Genomic DNA, 22,152 nt, shown 5'->3' on the forward strand with positions numbered 1-22,152 from the left:
GTGACATGCCAGCGGCCATGATGGGGATCATGGGCCTGTTCTGCTTATTGCTGACCATCCTCATGGTGTTGGGCATCGCTGCACTGATCAAATATCTCCGGGGCAGGTAAGATGGACCAGTGGGCGAAGGCATCGGGTCTCAATCGACGCGCATTACTGCGACGGGCCGGCGCAGCGGCGACCGGCCTTGTGGCTCTTCCCTTGTCTGCTTGCGAAGCACGAAATTCGCTGTTTAGCGCCGATGGAGCCGGCGCGAATCCGCTCGCCATTCCGAAGCTCGATCAGGGAATTGTCGAACAAGGCGAGCGGGTCTTTCGACTGTCAATATCCGCTGGGCAGAAGGAATTCGCTCCCGGAGTCGCTTCGCCTACGATCGGAGTGAACGCGCCTTATCTCGGTCCGACATTGGAGATGCGCCGCGGCGAGCGCGTCCGGTTGCATGTCGACAACGGTCTGGACGAGGGAGCCACCGTCCACTGGCACGGGTTCGAACTTCCCGCCGCTGCGGACGGCGGGCCGCACCAGCTGATCCGCCCCGGCGCCCGCTGGAGCCCGTCTTTCGAAGTGCGCCAGCGCGCCTCGCTCTACTGGTATCATTCGCACCTGCATCGCGGCACAGGACCGCAGGTCTATGCTGGTCTTGCCGCACCGATCTATGTCCGTGATGACGAAGAAGAGGCGCTGGATCTGCCGAGCGAATATGGCGTCGATGACATTCCGCTTATTGTTCAGGACCGCTTGCTCGATAGTTCCGGCAGGATCCACTATCCGCAGAACATGCACGCGCAAATGATGGGCGTGCGCGGGGATCGTATCTACGTCAATGGCACGCAAAACGCGGTGTTTGACGCTCGGAGCGGTCAGTTACGCTTGCGGATCCTCAATGGATCGAACGCACGCTTCTACGATTTCTCGCTGTCCGGTGGTCAGACCATGGAGCTCATCGCGAGCGATAGCGGCTTGCTGGATCGCCCGCATGCGGTCCGCTCGCTCAGGCTCGCACCGGGTGAGCGGGCGCAGATCCTCGTCGATCTTTCCGAAGGGCGCCCACTCAGCCTTGTGGCGACCAGTCCGGACAATTCGATGGGCATGATGGGAGGCGACGGCGGCGGTATGATGGGAGGCGGTATGGGCCGACGGCGCGACGATGCCCGGATGGACGAGCCGTTCCGCGCCCTCGATATCAGACCCGCCGGCTCCTCGCCGCGAAGGATTCTTTCGCCGCAGCTTGCCGCGCTCCCAGCACTCAACCCTTCACTTGCAGTGCGAACCCGGCGGTTCGTGCTCGATATGGGAATGAGGGGCGGCGGGATGTCTATAAATGGTGCCAACATGGACATGAATGTCATCAACCAGCGGGTGCCCGTCGACCAGTGGGAGATTTGGGAGATCGCCAATGCCTCGATGATGGCCCATCCCTTTCATATCCATAATGCGCAGTTTCGCGTGATCGATCGCGGCGGCCGCACGCCGCCGCCGCTGGAAACGGGATTCAAGGATACGGTCGTCGTCAATCCGCGCGAGCAGGTGCGCGTGCTCCTGCGCTTCGCGGAACATAACGATCCGGACCTGCCTTACATGTATCACTGCCACATTCTCGAACACGAGGACGCAGGCATGATGGGACAGTTCGTCGTGGTGAAGAGCTAGAAAGGAGTTCGCATGAGCAAGGAGGACAGCGTCATTAAGGGCACAGCGAACGATCCGGTCTGCGGTATGCGCGTTACGGTCGAGGGCGCCAAACAGAGGCCCGCCACGAGGGCTCTGAGCATTATTCCTGTTCATCGCGCTGTCTCGACAAATTCGAGATTGATCCCGAGCTTTATCTCTCACGAGCGCATCTCGACGCGGTGGAGGACTTGCCGACCGGCATGATTTACACCTGCCCGATGCATCCCGAGATACGTTCAACGGAGGGCCATTCGGAGAGGTATTTTATTGAATAGCGCCCCGATCCACGAACAGCCATAGCAATCGATATCGACAATCTCTTCGATACGTCAAACCAACGGGAACGGTTGATGTTTTTCCCGAGCTGTGCCCGGATCAACCGCTAGAGAGTTTCGTGAGCGAAACCGCCATCTGAACTTCGGCATCACGTTGAAGCGCAGCTTCGGCAGCGCCAACACCCCCACCAAGCAGTGTACGCCTCGAGCTTCTAACTCCAAGACGGGTCTCCCTTAAGGGTTTCCGCTTTCGGGCGATTGCGATTAGTTCCCAAATGCCCGGATGGGGGGCGCTTAGCGGACTATCACTGTCTCCGCCCCTCCACGGAGCAGATTGTTCCTTCCGGCGTCGACTGACAAATTGGGATGCCAGCCCCGCACGAGCTCTGCCATTCAATTCGCGCAAATGCGCACAGCCAATTGCCATAAAATATGTCTCAATGCTTCCGAACCGAGCTTCTTTGACGCCTGTTTCATGCTGCATCCTTGCTGCATGGAGCAGCCGGGACCAGATGGTAATCGCTGAAATTACAAGGCGTTAACTGCGCAGCGTTGTGCAGCACGAGTAACGAGGTCACTGCCCACTTAACTAGCTGTTATTGTTAGAAAAAAAATGGATGCCCCGTGAGGATTCGAACCTCAATTGACGGAGTCAGAGTCCGTAGTCTTACCATTAGACGACGGGGCATCGGCGCTCACCGGGCCGCGCAGAATCGCGTGCTGCGCGCGGGAGAGGTGGGCCATCTAGTTTCGCCGCCTGCCGAGGTCAACCCCGCTCCGGCGGCCCCTCTTGCCCCCTTCGCGCTTCACGGCTAGCATCGGCCTCAAGTCCCCGCGCCCGATGGTTGGTGTGGGAAGAAAAAAGAAGAAAGCTCCTTATCATGGCGGACAGTCCTCCGCCGGACATTACAAGGGGGCCAGGACGCAAACGGGGCGACAAGTCCGGCAAGGTAGCCGATTTCCGCTACAAGCGCCCCGCCCGGCCCGACCAGACGAGAGGCGAAGCTCGCCCCCGTGCACCGCGCAAAGGCACAGCCGGATGCGGGCCGACCGCAAATGCCGGACCGAACACGCACCACCGCCAAGCCTATGCCGCGCTCGACCTAGGTACCAACAACTGCCGCCTGCTGATTGCGCGGCCGAGTGGGGCGGATTTCACGGTCATCGATGCATTCAGCCGGGTCGTCCGGCTGGGCGAAGGGCTGGCTGCCAGCGGAAGGCTGTCGGATGAGGCGATGGACCGCACGCTCGCCGCGCTGCAAGTCTGCGCGGAAAAGCTGCGCCGGCGCAATGTCCGCCTGGCCCGTTCGGTCGCGACCGAAGCCTGCCGCCGCGCCGCGAATGGCCCTAAGTTCATCGAGCGAGTGAAAGCGGAAACCGGCATCGTCCTCGACATCATTTCCGCGCAGGAAGAGGCGCGGCTGGCGGTGCTCGGCTGCCATGTCCTTCTCGAAGACGGGAACGGTCCCGCGATCATCTTCGATATCGGCGGCGGTTCGACCGAGCTGGTTCTCGTCGAACCCGGCGGCCCGGTCCCGCGCATCCTCGACTGGTTGAGCGTGCCGTGGGGCGTCGTTTCGCTGACCGATACGGTCGGGCCGTCCGACGGCAGCGAGGAAGGCCGGCTGGAGCGCTATCGCGAAATGCGCCGGACGGTTGCTCGTAGCTTCCGCAGTTTTGCCGAGCGGATCGGCGAGCATACGCGCTCGAACGAGGGTATCCGTCTGCTCGGCACGAGTGGTACGGTCACCACGCTCGCGAGCCTGCATCTCGAACTGCCGCAATACGATCGCCGCGCCGTCGACGGGCTTATCTTGCCCTCGCAGGCGATGCGCGACATTTCCGCGCGCCTCTCGCGCATGAGCGAGGCCGACCGCCGCCAGCTGCCCTGCATCGGCGACGATCGCGCCAATCTCGTGATCGCGGGCTGCGCGATCCTGGAATCGATCCTCGACATCTGGCCTTCGGTCCAGCTCGGCGTGGCGGATCGCGGCATTCGCGAAGGCATCCTGCGCAGCCTGATCGCCGCCGACGCCGATGGCGAACGAAGCCGCGCCGCCATGCAGAAGATGCGGGAGCAGGATGTGTGAGAAGTTCGCAATTCATTAGCGAGGCGGCGGGTCGTGGCGTGTTTGTCGGGTGCGGAAAGCGCATCCGCGCTTTCCTTGCGGCACCGGCCCACTCCCCCACCCGGCCACCCACGGCACTATACTGTTTGGGTGGCCGGGTGGGGGAGTGGGCCGGTGCCGCAAGGGCCGGACGGATGTCCGGCACGCACGCAAAGGGAAAAATATAATGGCCCGCTCCGGCAAGGATCGCGAGACGCGGGTTCGCACGGCGAAGAAACGCACGGCGAGCTCGACCCGCTGGCTGCAGCGCCAGCTCAACGATCCTTACGTCAAGCAGGCGAAGGCGGAAGGATATCGCAGCCGCGCAGCCTACAAGCTGATCGAACTGGACGAGAAATACGGCCTGCTGAATGGCGTAACCCGCGTTGTCGATCTCGGTATCGCGCCCGGTGGCTGGAGCCAGGTGGTGCGCAAGCGCAAGCCAAAGGCACTGATCGTGGGCATCGACCTGCTCGAAGTAGAGCCGATCGAGGGCGTCGAAATCTTCCAGATGGACTTCATGGACGACGATGCCCCGCGCGTTCTGGAAGAGGCGCTGGGCGGCAAGGCCGAGCTGGTGATGAGCGACATGGCCGCCAATACGGTGGGCCATAAACAGACCGATCACCTTCGCACCATGGGCCTGGTCGAAGCCGGAGCCTGGTTCGCGATCGAGAACCTTGCGCCGGGCGGGACGTATCTGGCCAAGGTTCTGGCCGGCGGGACCGACAATGACCTGCTGACCTTGCTGAAAAAGCACTTCAAGACGGTGAAGCATGCCAAGCCTCCCGCCAGCCGCAAGGGCTCCAGCGAATGGTACGTCATCGCCCAGGGCTTTAAAGGCTAGGGTCAAGACCAATCGACCGCAAACGAAAAGGCCCCGCCGAAGCGAGGCCTTTTCTCATCAAATACGAAGCTGGCGCCTAGTCGATCTTGGTCGCCCCTTCATTGTCCCCACCGGCGTTCGCGGCAGGCACCGGCTGATCGGCACTCATGGCGCCAGCCGCCTGCGCGGGATCGGCGGGTTCGCCTTCGACCGCGCCCGGACCTGCGCCTGGCGCTTCGCCGGCAACGTCTTCGCTCTCGACTTCGGGAGCTGCGGGTGCAGGCTTGGCAGGCGCGCCGCCGAAGGTGGACATATATTCCATCACATTGGCGCGATCTTCAGGCTTGGACAGGCCGGCGAAGCTCATCTTGGTGCCGCTAGCGAAAGCGCGCGGGCTGGTGAGCCACTCGTTCATGTTCTCCCAGGTCCACTGGCCGCCCTTTTCGGACAAGGCACTGGAATAGGCGAAGCCCGCATGGCCAGCGATAGCCTTGCCCATCGTGCCATAGAGATTCGGGCCGATGCCATTGGCGCCGCCCTGTTCGATCGTATGGCAGGCGGTGCATTTGGCGAAGACCGCCTCGCCCGCAGCCGCATCGGCGTTGGCCAGAAGTGTGCCGAGATCCGGCCCCGCATCCGCGCCCGCATCGGTTTCCTCGCCCTGCACGAAATAGCCAGGCTCCGCGCCCTCTGGCAGTTCGCCGCTGTCCGCATGGAAATACATGCCCGATGCGATCGAGCTGCCGAGCGCGACGATACCGGCGAAAAGGACCCAGCCGGCGGCGGTGTTGAAACGATCGTCCATTGAGTGCTTGCCTGCGAAAAATCTGTTGGTTCGATGGTTGCGCGCCGCTCTAGTGAAGCAAGCGGGCGCGCGCAAGTGCGCTTCGTGCAATAGCTCTTGAACCGCGCGTGGGCCACCCGTAACGCCGCGCGATGCGCCAATTTGCCAAGCCTGCTCTAGAGATGGTCGATTCCATGCGGTCCGCTGCGGCGGGTGATCCGATGCGCGCTATTGCTTTCGGCGGGGCACCCGGATCGAATTCGCACCAGGCGGCGATGCAGTTCGCGCCCGTGGCGCTGCCGCTACCTTGTTTCAGCTTCGAAGATGCGCTGGAAGCGGTCGACAGCGGTCGTGCGGGCTGCGCAATGATCCCGATCGAGAATTCGCAGCACGGGCGCGTGGCCGATATCCACTTCCTGCTCCCCGAAAGCGGCCTCAAAATCGTCGCGGAGCATTTCATGCGCATTACCCACGCGCTCATGGCGCTGGGCGACGGGCCGTTCGAGGCCGCCTACAGCCACCCGCAGGCGCTTGGACAGTCGCGCCAGTTTTTGGCCGAACGCGAGATCGTGGGCCTCAGCCATGCCGACACAGCCGGCGCGGCCGCCTTCGTGGCGGAAAGCGGCAACCCTTTCATCGCCGCGCTCGCCCCGCCGCTGGCGGCCGATCTCTACGGCCTGAAGATCATTGAGGACGAGGTCGAGGACGCGCACGATAACACCACTCGCTTCGTGGTGCTTGCGAAAGAGCCGCTAGACGCCGCGTCGCTGGTCGGGACACCGGCGGTGACTACCTTCATTTTCGAGGTGAAGAACATCCCGGCCGCGCTCTACAAAGCGCTGGGCTGTTTCGCGACCAACGGCGTCAATATGACCAAGCTGGAAAGCTACCAGAAGGGCGCCAGCTTCGCCGCCACCCAGTTTTTTGCCGACATAGAGGGGGTTCCGGGCGATCCGCGCGTCGATACCGCTCTGGAAGAGCTTGCCTTCCAGACGAACCAGGTCCGCCTGCTCGGGAGCTACCCCCAAGCAAGGAAGCGCGGCTAACGGAAGCCTGCCGAGCGAGAATCGTTCGGCGAGTCGTTTCTGAAGTTCGACGGATCGAACGAAAAACATGCAGATTCTGAAAATAAACGGGAACTTTTTCCTCTTAGGTCCTTTTCCTTCTCGCATTTATTCGTTCGAATAATGATGAGGGATTCACTATGCGCAAGCCAATAATTGTTGCGGCGATCTGCTCCACAGCACTCGCCACGCCTGCCATCGCTCGTGATGGACAGACCTATGTCGAACTCGGTTTCGGCCCGCTGATCGCTGAAGATATCGACGTTCGTGAGATTTCTCCGAACACAGGCACGCCGGCCACGCTCGAGCCGGACGACTTCGGTTACGATGGTGCGATCATCGTCGGCCACGACTTCGGCCAGTTCCGCACGGAAGTCGAAGCTGCATATCGTAACACCGACTTCGACGCCCTTCAGGCCGGTGGCGCCACCTTCGACGGTGGTCTTATCGACGGAGACGTCTCCACGCTCAGCTTCATGGGTAACATCCTCGCGGACTTCGGCCCGGACGATGGCGTCCAGTTCTTCTTCGGCGTCGGTGGCGGTGCCGCGAAGATCGACCCGCGCCTGACGCTCGCCGCTGCTCCGGTAATCGACGGCAGCGACTGGGAGTTCGCATGGCAGGGCATCGCCGGCGTGCGCGCTCCGCTGACCGACACGATCGATGTCGCGCTGCGTTATCGCTACTATCACATCGACGATTTCACGGCTGGCGGTGAGAACGGCTCCAGCGCGTGGAAGGGCGACTTCACGACCCACTCGGTGCTCGGTTCGATCGCGTTCAACTTCGGTGGCGCGACCCCGCCGCCGCCTCCGCCGCCCCCGCCGCCGCCTCCCCCGCCGCCCCCGCCTCCGCCGCCGCCCCCGCCGCCGGAAGCACCCTGTGCGACGGGTCCGTATATCGTCTTCTTCAACTGGGACGAATCGACGATCACGCCGGAAGCGGCATCGATCCTCGACAATGCGGTATCGGCTTACACCAACTGCGGCACGGCAGCAGTCATGCTGGCAGGTCACACCGACACCTCGGGTTCGGCGACCTACAACATGGGTCTGGCAGAACGTCGTAACGACTCGGTTCGCGACTACCTGACCAGCCGCGGCGTACCGGGTGGACGGATCACCAGCGAAGCGTTCGGTGAGAACCAGCTCCGCGTTCCGACCGCAGACGGTGTTCGCGAACTGCAGAACCGCCGGGTGGAAATCACCTACGGTCCGGGTTCGGGCATGTAATCTGGGTTTTCGCCCCAAAGCGAAAACACCGAGAGGGGGCCGGAGCGATCCGGTCCCCTTTTTTGTGGCTCTGTCGCAACGCTGCTTGCGGTCTGACTGCCCGCTACCGGGCTAACCGGCAGACGCGCTATTCTTCGTCGGCGTAGATAGCGACCTCGCGATCGCCAGTGCTGGTCGCCCGACCGCGATACATCCCTGCGGTATTCATCGAATAGAGCGCGTGGGCCTCGGGCGTTACGACAATCACGCCGCCGTCTCCTCCAAGCTGGCCGACATCCGCTATTACCGCGTCGATCTCCTGCTGGCTTTCAGCGTCGGTCAGTTCGACGCCTTCATCGAACGGCGCTCCACCGCGGATTTGCGAGCGGTACATCAATCGCGTGCAAATATCCTTCGCCACCCCCACGCGGATGAAGAACTCGCCCCATCCCGTCGCCGAGACCGCGCACGCGCGATTGTCGGCATAGGTGCCCGCCCCGATGATCGGCGCATCGCCGATGCGGCCCCAGCGCTTGCCGGTCATCCCGCCGGTCGAAGTGCCCGCGGCCATGTTGCCGTCCTGGTCCAGCGCAACTGCGCCGACCGTGCCGAACTTGATATCGACATCGAGCGCGGAAAGCTTGTCCGCCTTCATCCGCTCGAGCGCCTCGCGCCGCGCGTCAGTATCGAACCATTCGGGCGGCATCGTCTCGAGACCCTGCTCGGCAGCGAACTGCTCCGCGCCTTCGCCAGCCAGCATAACATGCGGGCTATCGGTCATGACCTTGCGCGCGAGCAGGATCGGGTGGCGGATGCCGGTCACGCCAGCAACCGCGCCGGCATCGCGGTCCCGCCCGTCCATGATCGAGGCGTCGAGCTCGTGCTCGCCCTCCCACGTATAGACCGCGCCGCGCCCGGCATTGAATTTCGGATCGTCCTCCATCAGCAGGATTGCCGCCTGGATCGCATCGAGCGCGCTGCCGCCCTCGGCCAGCACCTTCGATCCGGCATCTAGCGCGGCCTGCAGGGCGGCGCGATAGGCCGCGTCGCGCTCTGCCGTCATGTCCTCGCGCCGAATGGTCCCCGCCCCGCCATGGATGGCGATCGACCAGCGCGGTCCTTCCTCCTCCGCGCCGGCGGGTGCAGCGACGGCAATGGCGAAGAGGGCGGCGGCGCCGGTGACGGCTCTGGTCAGTCTGTGCATCGCACCGGCTTAGCATGTAGAGTTGTCCACCCGCCAGAGCCTGCGACTTTGTAAAGATGCGCCAACATGTTAAGCTGTGATCGCGAGGGGGAAACTGGGGAGAAATTCAATGCGCATCGGGAATTACCGGTTCGACCAGGAGGTGGCGATGAACGTCATCGAGAAGGTCGGGCTCGCACTCATCGTGCTGGTCATCACCTGGCTGGCCGCGAAGGCCGCCAAATGGGCCTTCGCCAAGCTGGTCGACAATATCTCATTCTTCCAGCGCCACACGGGCAGCGGGACATCGCTGGGCGAGAGCCTCGGCAAGATCGTCAGCCTGCTGATCTGGCTGTTCGGCCTGCTCGTCATCCTGCAGATCCTCGGCCTCGGCGCGGTTGCCGGACCGGTGGACAGCCTGCTGGAGAATATCGTCGACTTCATCCCCAACCTCATCGGTGCGGGGCTGATCTTCTTCATTGGCATGATGGTGGCGCGGATCGTGCGCGACCTGATCATGACGACGTTGCAGACCGTCGATTTCGACAAATGGGCCAATCGCGGAGGCGTCGACAGCGTCACCGGCAACAGCGCCATCAGCAAGACCATCGCGACGATCGTCTACGCGATCATCGTGATTTTCGTGTCGATCATGGCACTCGAAGCATTGAGCATCGATAGCATCAGCGGCCCTGCCAGCTCCATGCTGCAACTGATCTTCAACGCCATTCCCAATATCATCGCCGCGGCGATCCTGCTGGGCATCGGCTATCTGATCAGCCGTTTCGTGGTGCAGGTGCTCAAGGAAGTACTGCCCGGCCTCGGCGTCGATCGGGCGCTGGCGGAAACCGGCATGGTGGGCGAAGGCACCACCGCATCGGGCATCATCGCCCGTGTGGTGCAGGTGGCGATCATCCTGTTCTTCGCTATCGCCGCAACGCGCCTGCTGGGCTTTCCGGAGTTGACCGCAATCCTCGACCAGGTGCTCGAACTTGGCGGCCGGGTGATCTTCGGCGCAGTCGTGATCGCCTTCGGCTTCTTCATTGCCAATCTCCTCGCCCGCCTGATCTCGGGCGACGGGGAGAACGCAACGGCAGCCACGATCGTGCGCTGGGCGACGATCATCCTGTTCGTGTTCATGGGCCTGCAGTTTACCGGCATCGGTGGCATGATCCCGGCCAATGCGCTGACGATCCTGATCGCCGGTGTGGCGGTGGCCGGCGCCCTCGCCTTCGGCCTTGGCGGCCGCGACTGGGCGGCGCGCAAGCTCGACCAGATGGACAGCGATCTCGGCGGAGGCGGCTCTGCCGCAGCACCGAAGCCGAAGCGCAGCCGCAAGGCCGCGCCCAGGGCAGAGGATCCCCTCCCTCCGGGCGCCTGATCGCCAATCGCACCTAATGAACGGGGCGCGGGAATTTCGAATCCCGCGCCCCGTTTTTCGTGTTAGGTCACCTGCCTAGAGATACGAGGAGAGAGCGGCATGAGCGAATTCGGATTTTCCAGCACGGCGGACGAGGTCCTCGAAGGCAAGGATCTGTCGGGGCGCACGGCCCTGATCAAGGGTGGCTATTCCGGCCTCGGCAAGGAGACAGCACGGGCGATGGCAGCCATGGGCGCGCACATCGTTCTGTCGGGCCGCGATGCGGCCAAGCTTGACGATGCCGCGCGAGAGATCGCCGATGCGACCGGCGCGAAAGTCGAAACCCTGGTCTGCGACCTTGCCTCGCTCGACAGCGTGCGCAAAGCCGCGAAAGAAGCGAACGAACGCTTCGACAAGATCGATCTGCTGATCAACAATGCCGGGGTCATGGCCCCGCCGCTGGAGCGGACCGAGGAAGGGTTCGAGCTGCAGTTCGGCACCAATCACGTGGGCCACTTCCTGCTCACCAACCTGCTGATGCCGCTGGTCGAGAAGGGCGATCGCCCGCGGATCGTCAACCTTTCCAGCCGCGGGCACCATTTCGACCACGTCCATTTCGACGACCCGAATTATCAGGAGCGCGATTACGAGAAATGGACGGCTTACGGCCAGTCCAAGACGGCCAATATCCTCTTTTCCGTCGGACTCGAAAAGCGCCTGAGCGACAGGGGCGTGCATGCCTACGCGCTGCATCCGGGCGGCATCCAGACCAATCTCGGCCGCCATATGACCGAGGAGGACATGACCTGGATGATGAACCGGATCAAAAAGATGGCGGAGAAGAGCGGCGAGGAGCCGCAAGGTTTCAAGACCATCCCGCAGGGCGCGGCGACCACCTGCTGGGTCGCCACTACCGACGAGCTGGAAGGCGCAGGCGGCGTTTATTGCGAAGATTGTCACGTCGCCAACCAGGATGACGAAGATACGACCGGCGGGGTGAAGAGCTACGCGATCGATCCCGACAATGCCGACCGGCTGTGGTCCATGAGCGAGGAGATGGTCGGCGAGACATTCGCCTACTGAATTTTTTCGCGAACCCTGTAACCCGGCCCCGTTCCTCGATGCCCCGGTCTCGCTCAATTCCGCAGGTCTCTACACCGGCATCCTTGCCGGATCGATCGGGACTTTCGCCTTTGGCCTTTCGTGCCCGATCGACCCCATGGCGCATCTGGCGAGTTGGCATGTTCTGCCGATCATCGTTTCTGCAGTCGCCGGTCGCCTGATCGACCCGACCCTCGTGCGTTTGCAATCTACAGCCAGCGCAACCGGCGGAAGATCACGATCAGCGCGACGAAGACGAACAGGCATAGCGCCACCACCGCCCAGAACGCATCAGGATCGTCCATCCCCGGCATGCCGCCGACATTGATGCCGAGCAGGCCGGTCAGGAAGCCGAGCGGCAGGAAGATGCCCGCCACAATCGTCAGCATATAAGTCGCGTGTTCGCTGCTCGCGAGGCTGCGGGCGCGGATTTCGTCCTGCAGCACCAGCGCGCTTTCCTTGCTGATGTCGATATCGTCGAGATAGCGGCGCAGGCGCGCGATACTTTCGGCGATCTCGCGGCGGTCGTGTTCCTCGAACCAGTAGGGCGCATCGCGGCTGATCTGCTCCAGAGCCTCGTGCTGCGGCGCCATGTGGCGTTTGAGGCCAAGGCAGTTGCGGCGGATGGTGGAGATCTGCTTGAGCATGCGCTCGGCCTGTTCATCCGGATCGTCATGCTCCAGCTCGTCGAGCACGGCATTCATGTCGACGATCGACTGGCTCATCCGGGTAATCAGCAGTTCCGCGAGCAGCGTGATCGTCGCCCCCGCATCGGGCGGTCCGTTGCCGCGATCGAGCATGGCGACGACCTCGCGCGGGGTCTGCAACGGATGGCGGCGCAGCGTGATCAACCGCCGCCCGTCGCACCATACCTGCATAGAGATCATGTCTTCGGGCTGGGCCCCGGGGTTGAAATTAATCCCGCGCAGCGTCGCTACCAGCGCCTCGCCTTCGGTAAAGGCACGCGGACGAGTGGCGTCACTGGTGAGCAGCTCTGCCGTGGGCTCGGGAATTTGCAACTCGTTCTCGAGCCAGTCCTGCACCCCGTCGCGATTGCGGCAGACGTGCAGCCACATGACCTCGCCCGGCCCCGCCGGTTGCCAGCCTTGCGCTTCCTCCCAGCCAATCGTGCGCGCGCCGCCCTGCCCGTTCAGCACGCGCCCGAACAGCAGCGGAGTGTCGGTCTGGCTATCGTCGGTCGCTTCGCTCATGAATGCGTCATGCCGCAGCGCGCGGCGCTTGTCATTGCCCCTTCCTCATCGGCCCTCTATATCGACACGCATGTCTTCCGTACGCCCTTGGCGCGATATCGAGCGCCGCCAGTCTCGCCAGATCATGGTCGGCAACGTCCCCGTCGGGGGCGATGCGCCGATCACCGTGCAGACCATGACCAATACGCCGACCGAGGATGTGGCCGCGACGATCGATCAGATCCGCCGCTGCGAGGACGCGGGCGCGGACATCATCCGCGTGTCCTGCCCGACCGAGGAATCGACTTCGAACTTCGACCGCATCACCCGCGCGGCCAGCGTGCCGATCGTCGCGGACATCCACTTCCACTACAAGCGCGCCCTCGAAGCCGCGGACAAGGGCGCGGCATGCCTGCGGATCAATCCTGGCAATATCGGCTCGTCCGAGCGCGTGGCGGAGGTCGTCCGCGCGGCCAAGGCCAACGGCTGCGCCATCCGCATCGGCGTGAATGCGGGCAGCCTCGAAAAGGACCTGCTGGAAAAATACGGCGAGCCCTGTCCCGAAGCACTGATCGAAAGCGCACTCGACCATATCAAACTGCTGCAGGACCACGACTTCCACGAGTACAAGGTGGCCGTAAAGGCAAGCGACGTGTTCCTCGCCGTCGCGGCCTATCACGGGCTGGCCGAGGCGGTCGATTGCCCGCTCCATCTCGGCATCACCGAGGCGGGCGGGCTGGTCGGCGGCACGGTCAAGAGCGCGCTCGGTATCGGCAGCCTGCTGTGGGCCGGGATCGGCGACACGATCCGCGTCTCGCTTTCGGCCGAGCCGGAGCAGGAAGTGAAGGTCGGCTACGAGATCCTCAAATCGCTCGGCCTGCGCACCCGCGGCGTGCGGGTGGTGTCATGCCCCAGTTGCTCGCGCCAGGGATTCGACGTGATCCGCACGGTCGAAGCGCTGGAAAAACGGCTCGAGCACATCAAGACGCCGATGAGCCTCTCGGTCCTCGGCTGCGTGGTCAACGGCCCCGGCGAAGCGCGCGAGACCGATATCGGCCTGACCGGCGGCGGAAGCGGCAAGCACATGGTCTATCTCTCGGGCGTGAAGGACCATCACATCGAGAGCGAGGACATGCTCGACCACATCGTGAAGCTGGTCGAGGAAAAGGCTGCGCTGATCGAGGCGGGCGATGCGATCGCCTTCGATCCGCACGCGAAGGAAGCGGCGGAATAACCTCCCTCAGGCGACTGTTCGCTTTACCCGTTTTTAAGCTTGGCCTGCGACGTTCGTTCGTATGCGCGAAGCCCTCTTCTTTGCCATAGCAGCCGGTTCTTTCGTCGCCATCGTGTGGGGCGGCACGGATGCGGATGTGTCTGCGGAAGGCGATGGCGCAGGGATCGCCGAGACAAGGGCCGAAATCGCGCAGGCCCAGGCTGACAAGAGCTATGCCGCCTGGACTTCAGGCGAAACGATCCTGCCGCGCGAAAGCGACGGGCATTTCTATGCCAGCGTCGCCATCAACGGCACGCCGGTGAACTTCATGGTCGATACCGGCGCCAGCATGGTCGCCCTTACCGGCGCGGATGCGCGCGCTGCAGGCCTGTACTGGAACGATGCCGATGTGCGCCCTGTGGCCCAGGGGGCAAGCGGGCCGGTCTATGGCGTGAACGTGCAGCTCGATCATGTCTCGCTCGGCGGTCACGAGGCGAGCAATGTCCACGGCGTCATTGTCCCCGAGGGCCTCGGCGTTTCGCTGCTAGGCCAGAGCTTCCTGCGCACCATCGAGCCGGTCCGTATCGAAGGCGACCGGATGGTGCTCGGCGGGTGACGAACCGACGAATTGTTCATGGTGCCGTTATAGCGGCTCTGCTACATTGGTCTTGATGAGACGGCGCGATCTTCTGACGGGGACGCTGGCAGCGGGTGCAATCGCTGCCGTTCCCGCGCGCGTGTTTGCCCAAGTCAATCCTTATGCGGCACGCGACCGTGTGTTGCTCGAGATCGCGCGCGAACAGCTCGCCCGTGTCGGCGGGGATATCTGGAAGCGGGACATCGTCGGGATCGCCGATTTCGGCGTCCATTCGGCGGAGCGACGGTTCTATTTCGTCGATGTCGAGAACGAGCGGGTGGCGAATTACCATGTCAGCCATGGCGACGGTTCCGATCCGGAGCACGACGGGTGGCTCGACCGCTATTCGAATGTCGAGGGCTCGCACTGCACCAGCCGCGGCGCTTACATGACGCGCAGCTGGTATGTCGGAAAGTTCGGCACATCGATCCGGCTCGACGGGCTCGACCCGACCAATTCCAACGCCCTGCCCCGCGCCATCGTGATGCACAAAGCGGGCTATGCCACGCCCGAGCACGTTGCTCGTTGGGGCCGCCTCGGTCGCTCGAACGGCTGCTTCGCCATGGGGCCGGAGCAGTTCGACCGCGCCCTGATCGACCTGTCGGGCGGACGCCTGCTCTTTGCCGACAGCCTCGGCATCCAGAGCGACGGTCGGCGCGTGGCCTCGCCCGAACTGCTCCGCCGCGAAGGTGGCGGTACCTTCGAACGGACCAATCCGGGGGTCTACTAATGTACCGTCATCCCAGCGAATGCTGGGATCGATTTCAACAATTCGCCAACCTGCAAGCGATCCCAGCTTGCGCTGGGACGACCCACTTTACGTCTGCATATCGTCGATGATCTCGACGGCTTCCTCGCTCGTCTTGCGCGCGCGGTCGCGTTGGCGGGGGGCGTCAAGCGCGGCGAGCACCGGAGCGTCGCGACCGTAGATGTCGGCGAACTTGGTCAGATTGCCGTTCACGTCCACGCCCATGGTAAAATAGGTGATGTAGACCGGCCACTGCCGTTCCATCGCATAGCGCGTGTACTCGCCGCTCTGGGTGATTTCGGAGACTTCCTCCTGGATGCGCGGCAGGTCTTCCTTGCTTTTCGCATTGCCCAGCATCGACATGGTCATCGCCAGTTCGCGAGCACCCTGCACACGGATGCAGCCGTGGCTCAATGCGCGGTTGTCTTGGGCGAACAGGTGGCGGCTCGGCGTGTCGTGGAGGAAGATCGCATGCTCGTTCGGCATGTCGAGCTTCATCAGGCCGAGCGAATTGCCCGGGCCCGGCTGCTGGACCACGGTGACCCAGCCATTGGCGCCCTTGGTCGCCTTGTAGCCATTGGCGCGCGCCCAGCCGGGATTGCCGAGAACCTTCGCGCCCAGACCTTCGCCTTTCACGATCGATTGCGGCACCGTCCAGGTCGGGTTGTAAATCACTGCCTCGACCATCTCAGCGAGCTGCGGCGTCGCGGTGCGGCCTGGTTTGCCGACGACCACGCGGTAATTCTTGATGATCCTGTCGTTGACCGTCAGCCGCAGCTGGTATTCCGGCACATTGGTGAGGAGATACCGCTTGCCGAGGTCCTGCCCCAGCCAGCGCCAACGGTCCATGTTCGCACGGATAAGCTTGCGCGATTTCGCATCGGTGGTCTTGGCCAACTCCTCCTTGAGCCGCGCGTAATCGGGCGCGACAGGATTGAGCGAGGCCAGCGTCTCGGCAATCCGGCCGGTAGCGAGAGCATTCTCGAGCAGCTTGTGCGTCGGGTTGGTGTCGGCATCGGGATCGACCACGAACCACTGCTTGCGCGCCTCCATCGGCGTGCGGCCGTCGCGCAGATCCTCTACCAGCCACACGAAGATTTGGCTGGCGATTTCGTTGAGCGCGGGGCTCTCGCCCGCCGCGATCGCGGACTGCAACGCAGTGCTGTCGTAATCTGCCGGAACCAGCCCTTCGGCTTCGACGGTCGGGATGAAAGCGAGCAGCTTGGCCGCATCGCCGGCGCTCCATTCGCCGACCAGCGAAGGGATTTCCTGCACCACTTCGCCGCTGCGCATGCGGATGTCGCCGAAGGCATCGTTCACGCTCTGCTGTGCATTCATCTCCGGCGCGGCTTCGCGCATGTCGGGCAGCGGCTCGCTCACCTTTTCCGGTTCGGGTGGCAAGAGGTTCTCCGGCGCACTGTCCTGCGCCAGGGCCGAGGTCGCGACGAGCGCTGCGCCGCACGCAGTGCCGATAAGGAATTTCATCTTGGTCATCTGTTCCACCAGTTGCGCCGCCAGTCCCGATTGGCGGACAGCGGCAATATAAGCGATTGCCTGCGACTGTCCAAGAAACTGGCTGTCGAAAGGCTGAACTGGCTCACATTTTGGTGACGAAACCGCGCCCCGCCCCTAGGCAGGCACGGATGAGCGCGTCCGCATCTCCTTTCAGGCCCGTGCTGGCGACCGCTGCCGGTATCGCGATGCTTTCCCTGATGGATGCCTTCATGAAGAACGCCGCACTGGCGATGGGCGCTTATATGGCGGCACTGATGCGGGCGGGGATCGCCTTTGCGGTGGTGGCGCCGATCTGGCTCGCGCTACGCTCCAAATGGCCTGCCCGCGCCGTCATGAGAATCCACCTGACGCGCGGCGCAGTCGGCTCGATCATGGCACTGACGTTCTTCTTCGCGTTGACCAAGCTGCCGCTGGCGGAAACCATCGCGATCTCCTTCGTCGCGCCGATCGCCTCGCTCTACCTCGCCGCGTTCCTGCTGGGCGAGCGCCTGCGGCCGCGGGCCGTTTGGGGGGCAGTGCTTGGTCTCGTGGGCGTATTGGTGATCGTGGGAGGCAAGTTCGGCAGGGGCAATCTCAACGAAGGCACGATGATCGGCCTCGCTTCGATCACGCTCTCGGCGCTACTGTACGCCTGGAACCTGGTGCTCCAACGCCAGCAGGCCTTGGTCGCCAAGCCGCTGGAAGTCGCGACATTCTACATGGGGATTGCAGGCTGCGTCTACCTGCTGGCCGCGCCATTCCTGTTCAGCCTTCCGCCGGCCGAGGCGCTCGACGATGTGACGGCGGGCGCGCTCCTGACGGTAGGCGGGGCGCTGACGATGGCGTGGGCCTATGCGCGGGCCGAGGCACAAGTGCTGGTCCCGCTCGAATATTCAAGCTTCGTCTGGGCCTCGCTCTTCGGCTGGCTTATGCTGGGCGAGAATGTAACGTGGACCGCGGCAGGCGGCGCAGTCCTGATCGTGGCGGGCTGCTGGATTGCAACCACCGGCGTCCGTCCGGAACCTGCTGCCGTCTAGCGGACCGGTCGCTCGGCCGCCGTCGCGGTTTCTTCCGCGAAAGTGAAGGCCGCGGTGAAGCAGCCAGCGACGATAAGCGATCCGGCGACGATCGCCGTACGGATGGTGCGCTTCGTGCGCTGCCGTTTGATGGTTTGCGAACCCATTGATGTTCCCCTTGTGGTCGCAGTGCAAGCGCGTCACGCGCTCCATGCGATCAAGAATGCCATTATTTTGCCTTAATAAGCCCTGAAGCAGCCATTTCGTTCCCGCAATGCTTGCGCTGGAGCACGCATCACCCTTGATTTTTACCCGTTTTGCGCGCAGGTGCGCGGCACATTTGGCCATCCCGACCATTGGTCGTTGACGGCTCTCAACTGAAAGGAATATCGCGCGCATGACCCAGGTCGGCAAGGACACGCTCGGAACCCGCTCCACTCTCACCGTGAACGGCAAGGATTATGCTTACTATTCCTTCGCCAAGGCGGCGGAGAAGATCGGCGACGTGTCGAAACTGCCGTTCAGCCTCAAGGTCCTGCTGGAGAACATGCTGCGGTTCGAAGACGATGGATTCACCGTCTCCACCGACGATGCGAAGGCGATCGCCGACTGGCAGAAGGACCCCAAGACCGGCAAGGAAATCCAGTACCGCCCGGCGCGCGTGCTCCTTCAGGATTTCACCGGCGTGCCTTGCGTGGTCGACCTCGCCGCCATGCGCGATGCGATCGGCAAGCTCGGCGGCGATACCTCCAAGATCAATCCGCAGGTTCCGGTGAATCTCGTGATCGACCACTCGGTCATGGTCGACGAATTCGGCCACCCCAAGGCCTTCGAGAAGAACGTCGAACTCGAATACGCTCGCAATGCGGAACGGTACGATTTCCTCAAATGGGGCTCGAAGAGCTTCGAGAATTTCTCCGCCGTGCCTCCGGGCACGGGCATCTGCCACCAAGTGAACCTGGAGTACATCGGCAAGGGCGTGTGGTCGTCCGAGGACCCCGACGGACAGGCGATCGCCTATCCCGACACCTGTGTCGGCACCGACAGCCACACCACCATGATCAACGGCCTCGGCGTGCTGGGCTGGGGCGTCGGCGGGATCGAGGCGGAAGCCGCCATGCTCGGCCAGCCGATCTCCATGCTGATCCCCGAAGTCGTCGGCTTCAAGCTGACCGGCAAGATGGCCGAAGGCGTGACTGCCACCGACCTCGTGCTGACCTGCGTGCAGATGCTGCGCGAAGTCGGCGTGGTCGGCCGCTTCGTCGAATTCTACGGCGAAGGCGTTGCAAATCTCACTCTCGCCGACCGCGCGACGATCGCCAACATGGCCCCCGAATACGGCGCGACGTGCGGCTTCTTCGGCATCGACGACAAGACGCTGGAATACATGCGCTTGACCGGCCGCGATGAAGAGACCATCGCATTGGTCGAAGCCTATTCGAAAGAACAGGGCATGTGGTTCACGCCGGAGAACGAGCCGGTGTTCACCAAGACGCTCGACCTCGACCTGTCGAAGGTCGTCCCCAGCCTCGCCGGCCCCAAGCGCCCGCAGGACCGTGTCGCGCTGCCGCAGGTGGACGAGCTGTTCAACACCGACTTGAAGTCGATCTACGGCAAGGACCAGCCGCTGCGCGTCGACGTGGAAGATACGCACCACGATGTCGGCGATGGCGATGTGGTCATTGCGGCCATCACCAGCTGCACCAACACCTCCAACCCAGATGTGCTGATTGCGGCCGGCCTTGTCGCCAAGAAGGCGCATGAGAAGGGCCTTAAGCCCAAGCCGTGGGTCAAGACCAGCCTCGCACCGGGTTCGCAGGTGGTTACCGACTACCTCGTGAAGTCGGGGCTGCAGGACGATCTCAACGCCATGGGCTTCGACCTCGTCGGCTATGGCTGCACCACCTGCATCGGCAACTCGGGCCCGCTTGCGCCGCCGATCAGCAAGGCCATCAATGGCAATGATATCGTCGCCGCCAGTGTCCTGTCGGGCAACCGCAATTTCGAAGGCCGCGTGTCGCCCGACGTGCGCGCCAACTTCCTCGCTTCGCCGCCGCTCGTGGTCGCTTACTCGATCCTCGGCACGGTGACGCAGGACATCACCGAAACTCCACTGGGCCAGGACCAGGACGGGAACGACGTGATGCTGGCCGATGTCTGGCCGACCAATCAGGAAATCGCCGAGCACCGCGCAGCCAATATAGACCGGCAGATGTTCGAGAGCCGCTATGCCGACGTCTACAAGGGCGACGAGCACTGGCAGGCGATCAATGTCGAGGCCTCGGACACCTATCGCTGGAACCCGACCAGCACCTATGTCGCCAGCCCGCCGTTCTTCGACGGTATGGAAATGGAGCCCGCTCCGGTCACCGACATCACCGATGCCAAACCGCTGGCGATCCTCGGCGATTCGACCACGACCGACCACATCAGCCCGGCAGGCTCGATCAAGGAAGACTCGCCCGCTGGCGAATACCTTAAGAGCCACCAGGTCTCGAAGGCGGACTTCAACAGCTATGGCTCGCGCCGTGGCAACCACGAGGTCATGATGCGCGGCACCTTCGCCAACATCCGCATCAAGAACGAAATGGTCCCCGGCGTCGAAGGTGGATATACCACCTACAAGGGTGAGCAGATGCCGATCTACGATGCGGCGATGAAGCACAAGGAAGACGGTACGCCGCTCGTCGTCATCGCGGGCAAGGAATATGGTACCGGCTCCAGCCGCGACTGGGCAGCCAAGGGCACTATCCTGCTCGGCGTGCGCGCTGTCATCGTCGAGAGCTACGAGCGTATCCACCGCTCCAACCTGATCGGCATGGGCGTGCTGCCGCTGCAGTTCAAGGATGGCGACACCCGCCAGAGTCTTGGCCTCGGCGCGAACGATACGTTCTCGATCAAGGGCCTCGCCGACTTGACCCCCGGGCAGGACGTCGAAGTGGAAGTCACGCATGAGGACGGCTCCAAGGCCAGCTTCACCGCGCTCTGCCGCATCGATACGGCCAACGAGATGGAGTATTACCGCAACGGCGGCATCCTCCATTACGTGCTGCGCAAGCTGGCCGCCGCGTGATCAGGCAGGCGCTCTTCACCGGTCTGGCGGCGGGGCTTCTCGCCGCCTGTGCCGGTGGCGGAGCGCAGGCCGAGGAAACACAGATCGCAGGTGCCGACGCCGGTGTCCTGACAATCGAGCCGCGCGCGCTCTCAACACGGCTGGAGGCCGGTGAACCGATCCAGCTGATCGATGTGCGCACGCCCGAAGAGTTTGCGGAGGGCCATCTCGAAGGGGCGGTCAATATCCCGCTCGACCGGTTCGATCCTACCGCCCTGCCCGATACGAACGGCGCCAAGCGCATGCTCTATTGCCGGTCGGACCGTCGCTCCGGCATTGCGGCCGACCGTCTAGCGGAGGCTACGGGCCGCGATGCGGTGCACCTCGAGGGCGGCATTCTCGCCTGGGAAGCCGCCGGACTGTCTCTCCAACGCGACTGAGGATAAGCGGCGCGATATGTCGCTTCGTATGCGCCTCGCACAGATCTTCGGCGGCACCACGCCCGACCCGATGGCCGACCCTGGCAAGCTGGCACAGATCGGCGACGAAGTCCGCGCACGACTGGCAGCGAATTCGAACGCCGAGGAGCGCGGCGGGCATAAGGCGGATCTGTTCCTGATCCCCGGTTTCCTGACCGCCGAGCAGTGCGCCAGTCTGGTAGCGATCATCGAAACCCGCTTGCGCCCCTCCACGCTGTTTTCTGAAAGCCAATATCCCTCTGGCCGGACCAGCTCGACGCATTTCTTCGCTATTGAAGCGCCGGAGACCGCAGCGCTGGGCCTCAGGATCGACGAAACGCTCGGCGTCGATCGCAAGCATGCGGAGACGATCCAGGGGCAGCGCTATCTCGAAGGCGAGGAATATCGCCACCATTGCGATTTCTTCCGTAGCGAGCGCCCGCATTGGCGGCAGGAACGGCGGCGCGGCGGACAGCGCAGCTGGTCTGCCATGGTCTATCTGAACGCGGTGGAAGAAGGCGGCGCGACCGAGTTCCCGCGGCTCGGCCTGACTATCACGCCTGAGCCGGGGCTATTGGTCGCCTGGAACAATATGGACCGCAAGGGCCGCCCGAACCGCAATACGCGGCACGCAGCCCTGCCGGTGACGGCGGGCCGCAAATACGTGATTACGCAATGGTATCGCCAAGGCGAATGGAGCCGAAACTACCGTTGAGCCCCGCGCGAAAGATCAGACCCGACCGGCCCCGCGCTTCACCCGG

Annotated in this window: 19 protein-coding genes, 1 tRNA gene and 2 pseudogenes; 16 read left to right on the plus strand and 6 right to left on the minus strand. The window is 63.4% G+C overall.

The genetic code is table 11. The features are described 5' to 3' along the window. Positions 1-111: 111 nt before the first annotated feature. Positions 112-1,650, plus strand: coding sequence for a multicopper oxidase family protein (locus ACSH0F_RS13340; protein ID WP_435203592.1), 1,539 nt, complete (start codon positions 112-114; stop codon positions 1,648-1,650). A 12-nt stretch (positions 1,651-1,662) separates the two neighbouring features. Then, a pseudogene (locus ACSH0F_RS13345) lies at positions 1,663-1,907 on the plus strand (YHS domain-containing protein); the annotation flags it as partial. 653 nt (positions 1,908-2,560) lie between these two features. Here ACSH0F_RS13345 and ACSH0F_RS13350 read toward each other — a convergent pair. Beyond that, a tRNA-Gln gene (locus ACSH0F_RS13350) sits at positions 2,561-2,634 on the minus strand. Positions 2,635-2,827: 193 nt separating this feature from the next. Between ACSH0F_RS13350 and ACSH0F_RS13355 the strand changes: the two genes are divergently transcribed. Then, the gene (locus ACSH0F_RS13355) at positions 2,828-4,036 is read left to right on the plus strand and encodes a Ppx/GppA phosphatase family protein (RefSeq protein WP_435203594.1); all 1,209 of its coding nucleotides are present in this window, start codon (positions 2,828-2,830) and stop codon (positions 4,034-4,036) included. A gap of 205 nt (positions 4,037-4,241) precedes the next feature. Beyond that, a complete protein-coding gene (locus ACSH0F_RS13360) occupies positions 4,242-4,901 on the plus strand; it encodes an RlmE family RNA methyltransferase (RefSeq protein WP_435203596.1) in 660 nt (219 codons plus the stop codon). Between the two features lie 76 nt (positions 4,902-4,977). Here ACSH0F_RS13360 and ACSH0F_RS13365 read toward each other — a convergent pair whose 3' ends face one another. After that, on the minus strand, positions 4,978-5,685 hold the full coding sequence (locus tag ACSH0F_RS13365; protein WP_278328975.1) for a c-type cytochrome: 708 nt from the start codon (positions 5,683-5,685) through the stop codon (positions 4,978-4,980). A 131-nt stretch (positions 5,686-5,816) separates the two neighbouring features. Here ACSH0F_RS13365 and ACSH0F_RS13370 point away from each other — a divergent pair, with 131 nt between their 5' ends. Beyond that, a complete protein-coding gene (locus ACSH0F_RS13370) occupies positions 5,817-6,710 on the plus strand; it encodes a prephenate dehydratase (RefSeq protein WP_435203598.1) in 894 nt (297 codons plus the stop codon). Between the two features lie 158 nt (positions 6,711-6,868). Then, positions 6,869-7,960, plus strand: a complete 1,092-nt coding sequence (locus ACSH0F_RS13375) for an OmpA family protein (protein ID WP_435203600.1) — start codon at positions 6,869-6,871, stop codon at positions 7,958-7,960. A gap of 127 nt (positions 7,961-8,087) precedes the next feature. On the opposite strand, the gene ACSH0F_RS13380 is transcribed toward ACSH0F_RS13375, so the two are convergent. Beyond that, positions 8,088-9,143: an isoaspartyl peptidase/L-asparaginase family protein gene (locus ACSH0F_RS13380; protein ID WP_435203602.1), complete on the minus strand. Its 1,056-nt coding sequence runs from the start codon at positions 9,141-9,143 to the stop codon at positions 8,088-8,090. A 109-nt stretch (positions 9,144-9,252) separates the two neighbouring features. Between ACSH0F_RS13380 and ACSH0F_RS13385 the strand changes: the two genes are divergently transcribed. From ACSH0F_RS13385 to ACSH0F_RS13395, 3 genes and pseudogenes are all read left to right on the plus strand, one after another. Continuing rightward, positions 9,253-10,503 carry a mechanosensitive ion channel gene (locus ACSH0F_RS13385; protein ID WP_435203604.1) on the plus strand — a complete coding sequence of 417 codons (1,251 nt, stop codon included), beginning with the start codon at positions 9,253-9,255 and terminating at the stop codon, positions 10,501-10,503. A 99-nt stretch (positions 10,504-10,602) separates the two neighbouring features. Further along, positions 10,603-11,565 (plus strand): SDR family NAD(P)-dependent oxidoreductase, encoded by a 963-nt coding sequence (locus tag ACSH0F_RS13390; RefSeq protein WP_435203606.1) that lies wholly within the window; start codon positions 10,603-10,605, stop codon positions 11,563-11,565. 52 nt (positions 11,566-11,617) lie between these two features. Beyond that, positions 11,618-11,911, plus strand: a pseudogene (locus ACSH0F_RS13395) (NrsF family protein); the annotation flags it as partial. On the opposite strand, the gene ACSH0F_RS13400 reads toward ACSH0F_RS13395, so the two are convergent. Further along, entirely contained in the window at positions 11,793-12,794 is a 1,002-nt protein-coding gene (locus tag ACSH0F_RS13400) for a zinc transporter ZntB (RefSeq protein ID WP_435203608.1), read from the minus strand. The pseudogene ACSH0F_RS13395 and the gene ACSH0F_RS13400 sit on opposite strands and share 119 nt — an antisense overlap. 70 nt (positions 12,795-12,864) lie before the next feature. Here ACSH0F_RS13400 and ispG point away from each other — a divergent pair, with 70 nt between their 5' ends. The 3 genes from ispG (at position 12,865) to ACSH0F_RS13415 (ending at position 15,353) form a co-directional block, all read left to right on the plus strand. Further along, a complete protein-coding gene (ispG, locus tag ACSH0F_RS13405; protein ID WP_435203610.1) occupies positions 12,865-14,007 on the plus strand; it encodes a flavodoxin-dependent (E)-4-hydroxy-3-methylbut-2-enyl-diphosphate synthase in 1,143 nt (380 codons plus the stop codon). A 61-nt stretch (positions 14,008-14,068) separates the two neighbouring features. Next, positions 14,069-14,602, plus strand: coding sequence for a retropepsin-like aspartic protease family protein (locus tag ACSH0F_RS13410; RefSeq protein ID WP_435203612.1), 534 nt, complete (start codon positions 14,069-14,071; stop codon positions 14,600-14,602). Positions 14,603-14,657: 55 nt separating this feature from the next. Continuing rightward, a complete protein-coding gene (locus tag ACSH0F_RS13415) occupies positions 14,658-15,353 on the plus strand; it encodes a murein L,D-transpeptidase catalytic domain-containing protein (RefSeq protein WP_435203614.1) in 696 nt (231 codons plus the stop codon). Positions 15,354-15,440: 87 nt separating this feature from the next. Here the strand turns inward: ACSH0F_RS13415 and ACSH0F_RS13420 are convergent, their stop codons facing one another. Continuing rightward, complete coding sequence (locus tag ACSH0F_RS13420; protein ID WP_435203738.1) at positions 15,441-16,865, minus strand: L,D-transpeptidase family protein; 1,425 nt, start codon at positions 16,863-16,865, stop codon at positions 15,441-15,443. Positions 16,866-17,014: 149 nt separating this feature from the next. On the opposite strand from ACSH0F_RS13420, the gene ACSH0F_RS13425 reads away from it, so the two are divergent. Continuing rightward, complete coding sequence (locus tag ACSH0F_RS13425; RefSeq protein ID WP_435203616.1) at positions 17,015-17,902, plus strand: DMT family transporter; 888 nt, start codon at positions 17,015-17,017, stop codon at positions 17,900-17,902. Here ACSH0F_RS13425 and ACSH0F_RS13430 read toward each other — a convergent pair. Next, complete coding sequence (locus tag ACSH0F_RS13430) at positions 17,899-18,048, minus strand: hypothetical protein (RefSeq protein ID WP_305933360.1); 150 nt, start codon at positions 18,046-18,048, stop codon at positions 17,899-17,901. The genes ACSH0F_RS13425 and ACSH0F_RS13430 overlap by 4 nt on opposite strands. 230 nt (positions 18,049-18,278) lie before the next feature. Between ACSH0F_RS13430 and acnA the strand changes: the two genes are divergently transcribed. The 3 genes from acnA to ACSH0F_RS13445 are packed head-to-tail and all read left to right on the plus strand — an operon-like array spanning position 18,279 to position 22,106. Beyond that, positions 18,279-20,954, plus strand: coding sequence for an aconitate hydratase AcnA (gene acnA / locus ACSH0F_RS13435; protein WP_435203618.1), 2,676 nt, complete (start codon positions 18,279-18,281; stop codon positions 20,952-20,954). After that, positions 20,951-21,373, plus strand: a complete 423-nt coding sequence (locus ACSH0F_RS13440; RefSeq protein ID WP_435203620.1) for a rhodanese-like domain-containing protein — start codon at positions 20,951-20,953, stop codon at positions 21,371-21,373. The genes acnA and ACSH0F_RS13440 overlap by 4 nt, the downstream gene beginning before the upstream one ends. Positions 21,374-21,389: 16 nt before the next feature. After that, positions 21,390-22,106 carry a prolyl hydroxylase family protein gene (locus ACSH0F_RS13445; protein ID WP_435203622.1) on the plus strand — a complete coding sequence of 239 codons (717 nt, stop codon included), beginning with the start codon at positions 21,390-21,392 and terminating at the stop codon, positions 22,104-22,106. Positions 22,107-22,152 lie beyond the last annotated feature (46 nt).

Source organism: Qipengyuania sp. 902 (assembly GCF_051195295.1).
Classification (GTDB): Bacteria; Pseudomonadota; Alphaproteobacteria; order Sphingomonadales; family Sphingomonadaceae; genus Qipengyuania.

Coding starts and splice junctions, on each gene's coding strand:
- ACSH0F_RS13425 (WP_435203616.1), top strand. CDS start 17,015: ATGAGCGCGTCCGCATCTCCTTTCAGGCCCGTGCTGGCGACCGCTGCC.
- ACSH0F_RS13385 (WP_435203604.1), top strand. CDS start 9,253: ATGCGCATCGGGAATTACCGGTTCGACCAGGAGGTGGCGATGAACGTC.
- ACSH0F_RS13390 (WP_435203606.1), top strand. CDS start 10,603: ATGAGCGAATTCGGATTTTCCAGCACGGCGGACGAGGTCCTCGAAGGC.
- ispG (WP_435203610.1), top strand. CDS start 12,865: ATGTCTTCCGTACGCCCTTGGCGCGATATCGAGCGCCGCCAGTCTCGC.
- ACSH0F_RS13370 (WP_435203598.1), top strand. CDS start 5,817: ATGCGCCAATTTGCCAAGCCTGCTCTAGAGATGGTCGATTCCATGCGG.
- ACSH0F_RS13360 (WP_435203596.1), top strand. CDS start 4,242: ATGGCCCGCTCCGGCAAGGATCGCGAGACGCGGGTTCGCACGGCGAAG.
- ACSH0F_RS13340 (WP_435203592.1), top strand. CDS start 112: ATGGACCAGTGGGCGAAGGCATCGGGTCTCAATCGACGCGCATTACTG.
- ACSH0F_RS13410 (WP_435203612.1), top strand. CDS start 14,069: ATGCGCGAAGCCCTCTTCTTTGCCATAGCAGCCGGTTCTTTCGTCGCC.
- ACSH0F_RS13420 (WP_435203738.1), bottom strand. CDS start 16,865: ATGACCAAGATGAAATTCCTTATCGGCACTGCGTGCGGCGCAGCGCTC.
- ACSH0F_RS13375 (WP_435203600.1), top strand. CDS start 6,869: ATGCGCAAGCCAATAATTGTTGCGGCGATCTGCTCCACAGCACTCGCC.
- acnA (WP_435203618.1), top strand. CDS start 18,279: ATGACCCAGGTCGGCAAGGACACGCTCGGAACCCGCTCCACTCTCACC.
- ACSH0F_RS13365 (WP_278328975.1), bottom strand. CDS start 5,685: ATGGACGATCGTTTCAACACCGCCGCCGGCTGGGTCCTTTTCGCCGGT.
- ACSH0F_RS13445 (WP_435203622.1), top strand. CDS start 21,390: ATGTCGCTTCGTATGCGCCTCGCACAGATCTTCGGCGGCACCACGCCC.
- ACSH0F_RS13430 (WP_305933360.1), bottom strand. CDS start 18,048: ATGGGTTCGCAAACCATCAAACGGCAGCGCACGAAGCGCACCATCCGT.
- ACSH0F_RS13380 (WP_435203602.1), bottom strand. CDS start 9,143: ATGCACAGACTGACCAGAGCCGTCACCGGCGCCGCCGCCCTCTTCGCC.
- ACSH0F_RS13400 (WP_435203608.1), bottom strand. CDS start 12,794: ATGAGCGAAGCGACCGACGATAGCCAGACCGACACTCCGCTGCTGTTC.
- ACSH0F_RS13355 (WP_435203594.1), top strand. CDS start 2,828: ATGGCGGACAGTCCTCCGCCGGACATTACAAGGGGGCCAGGACGCAAA.
- ACSH0F_RS13415 (WP_435203614.1), top strand. CDS start 14,658: ATGAGACGGCGCGATCTTCTGACGGGGACGCTGGCAGCGGGTGCAATC.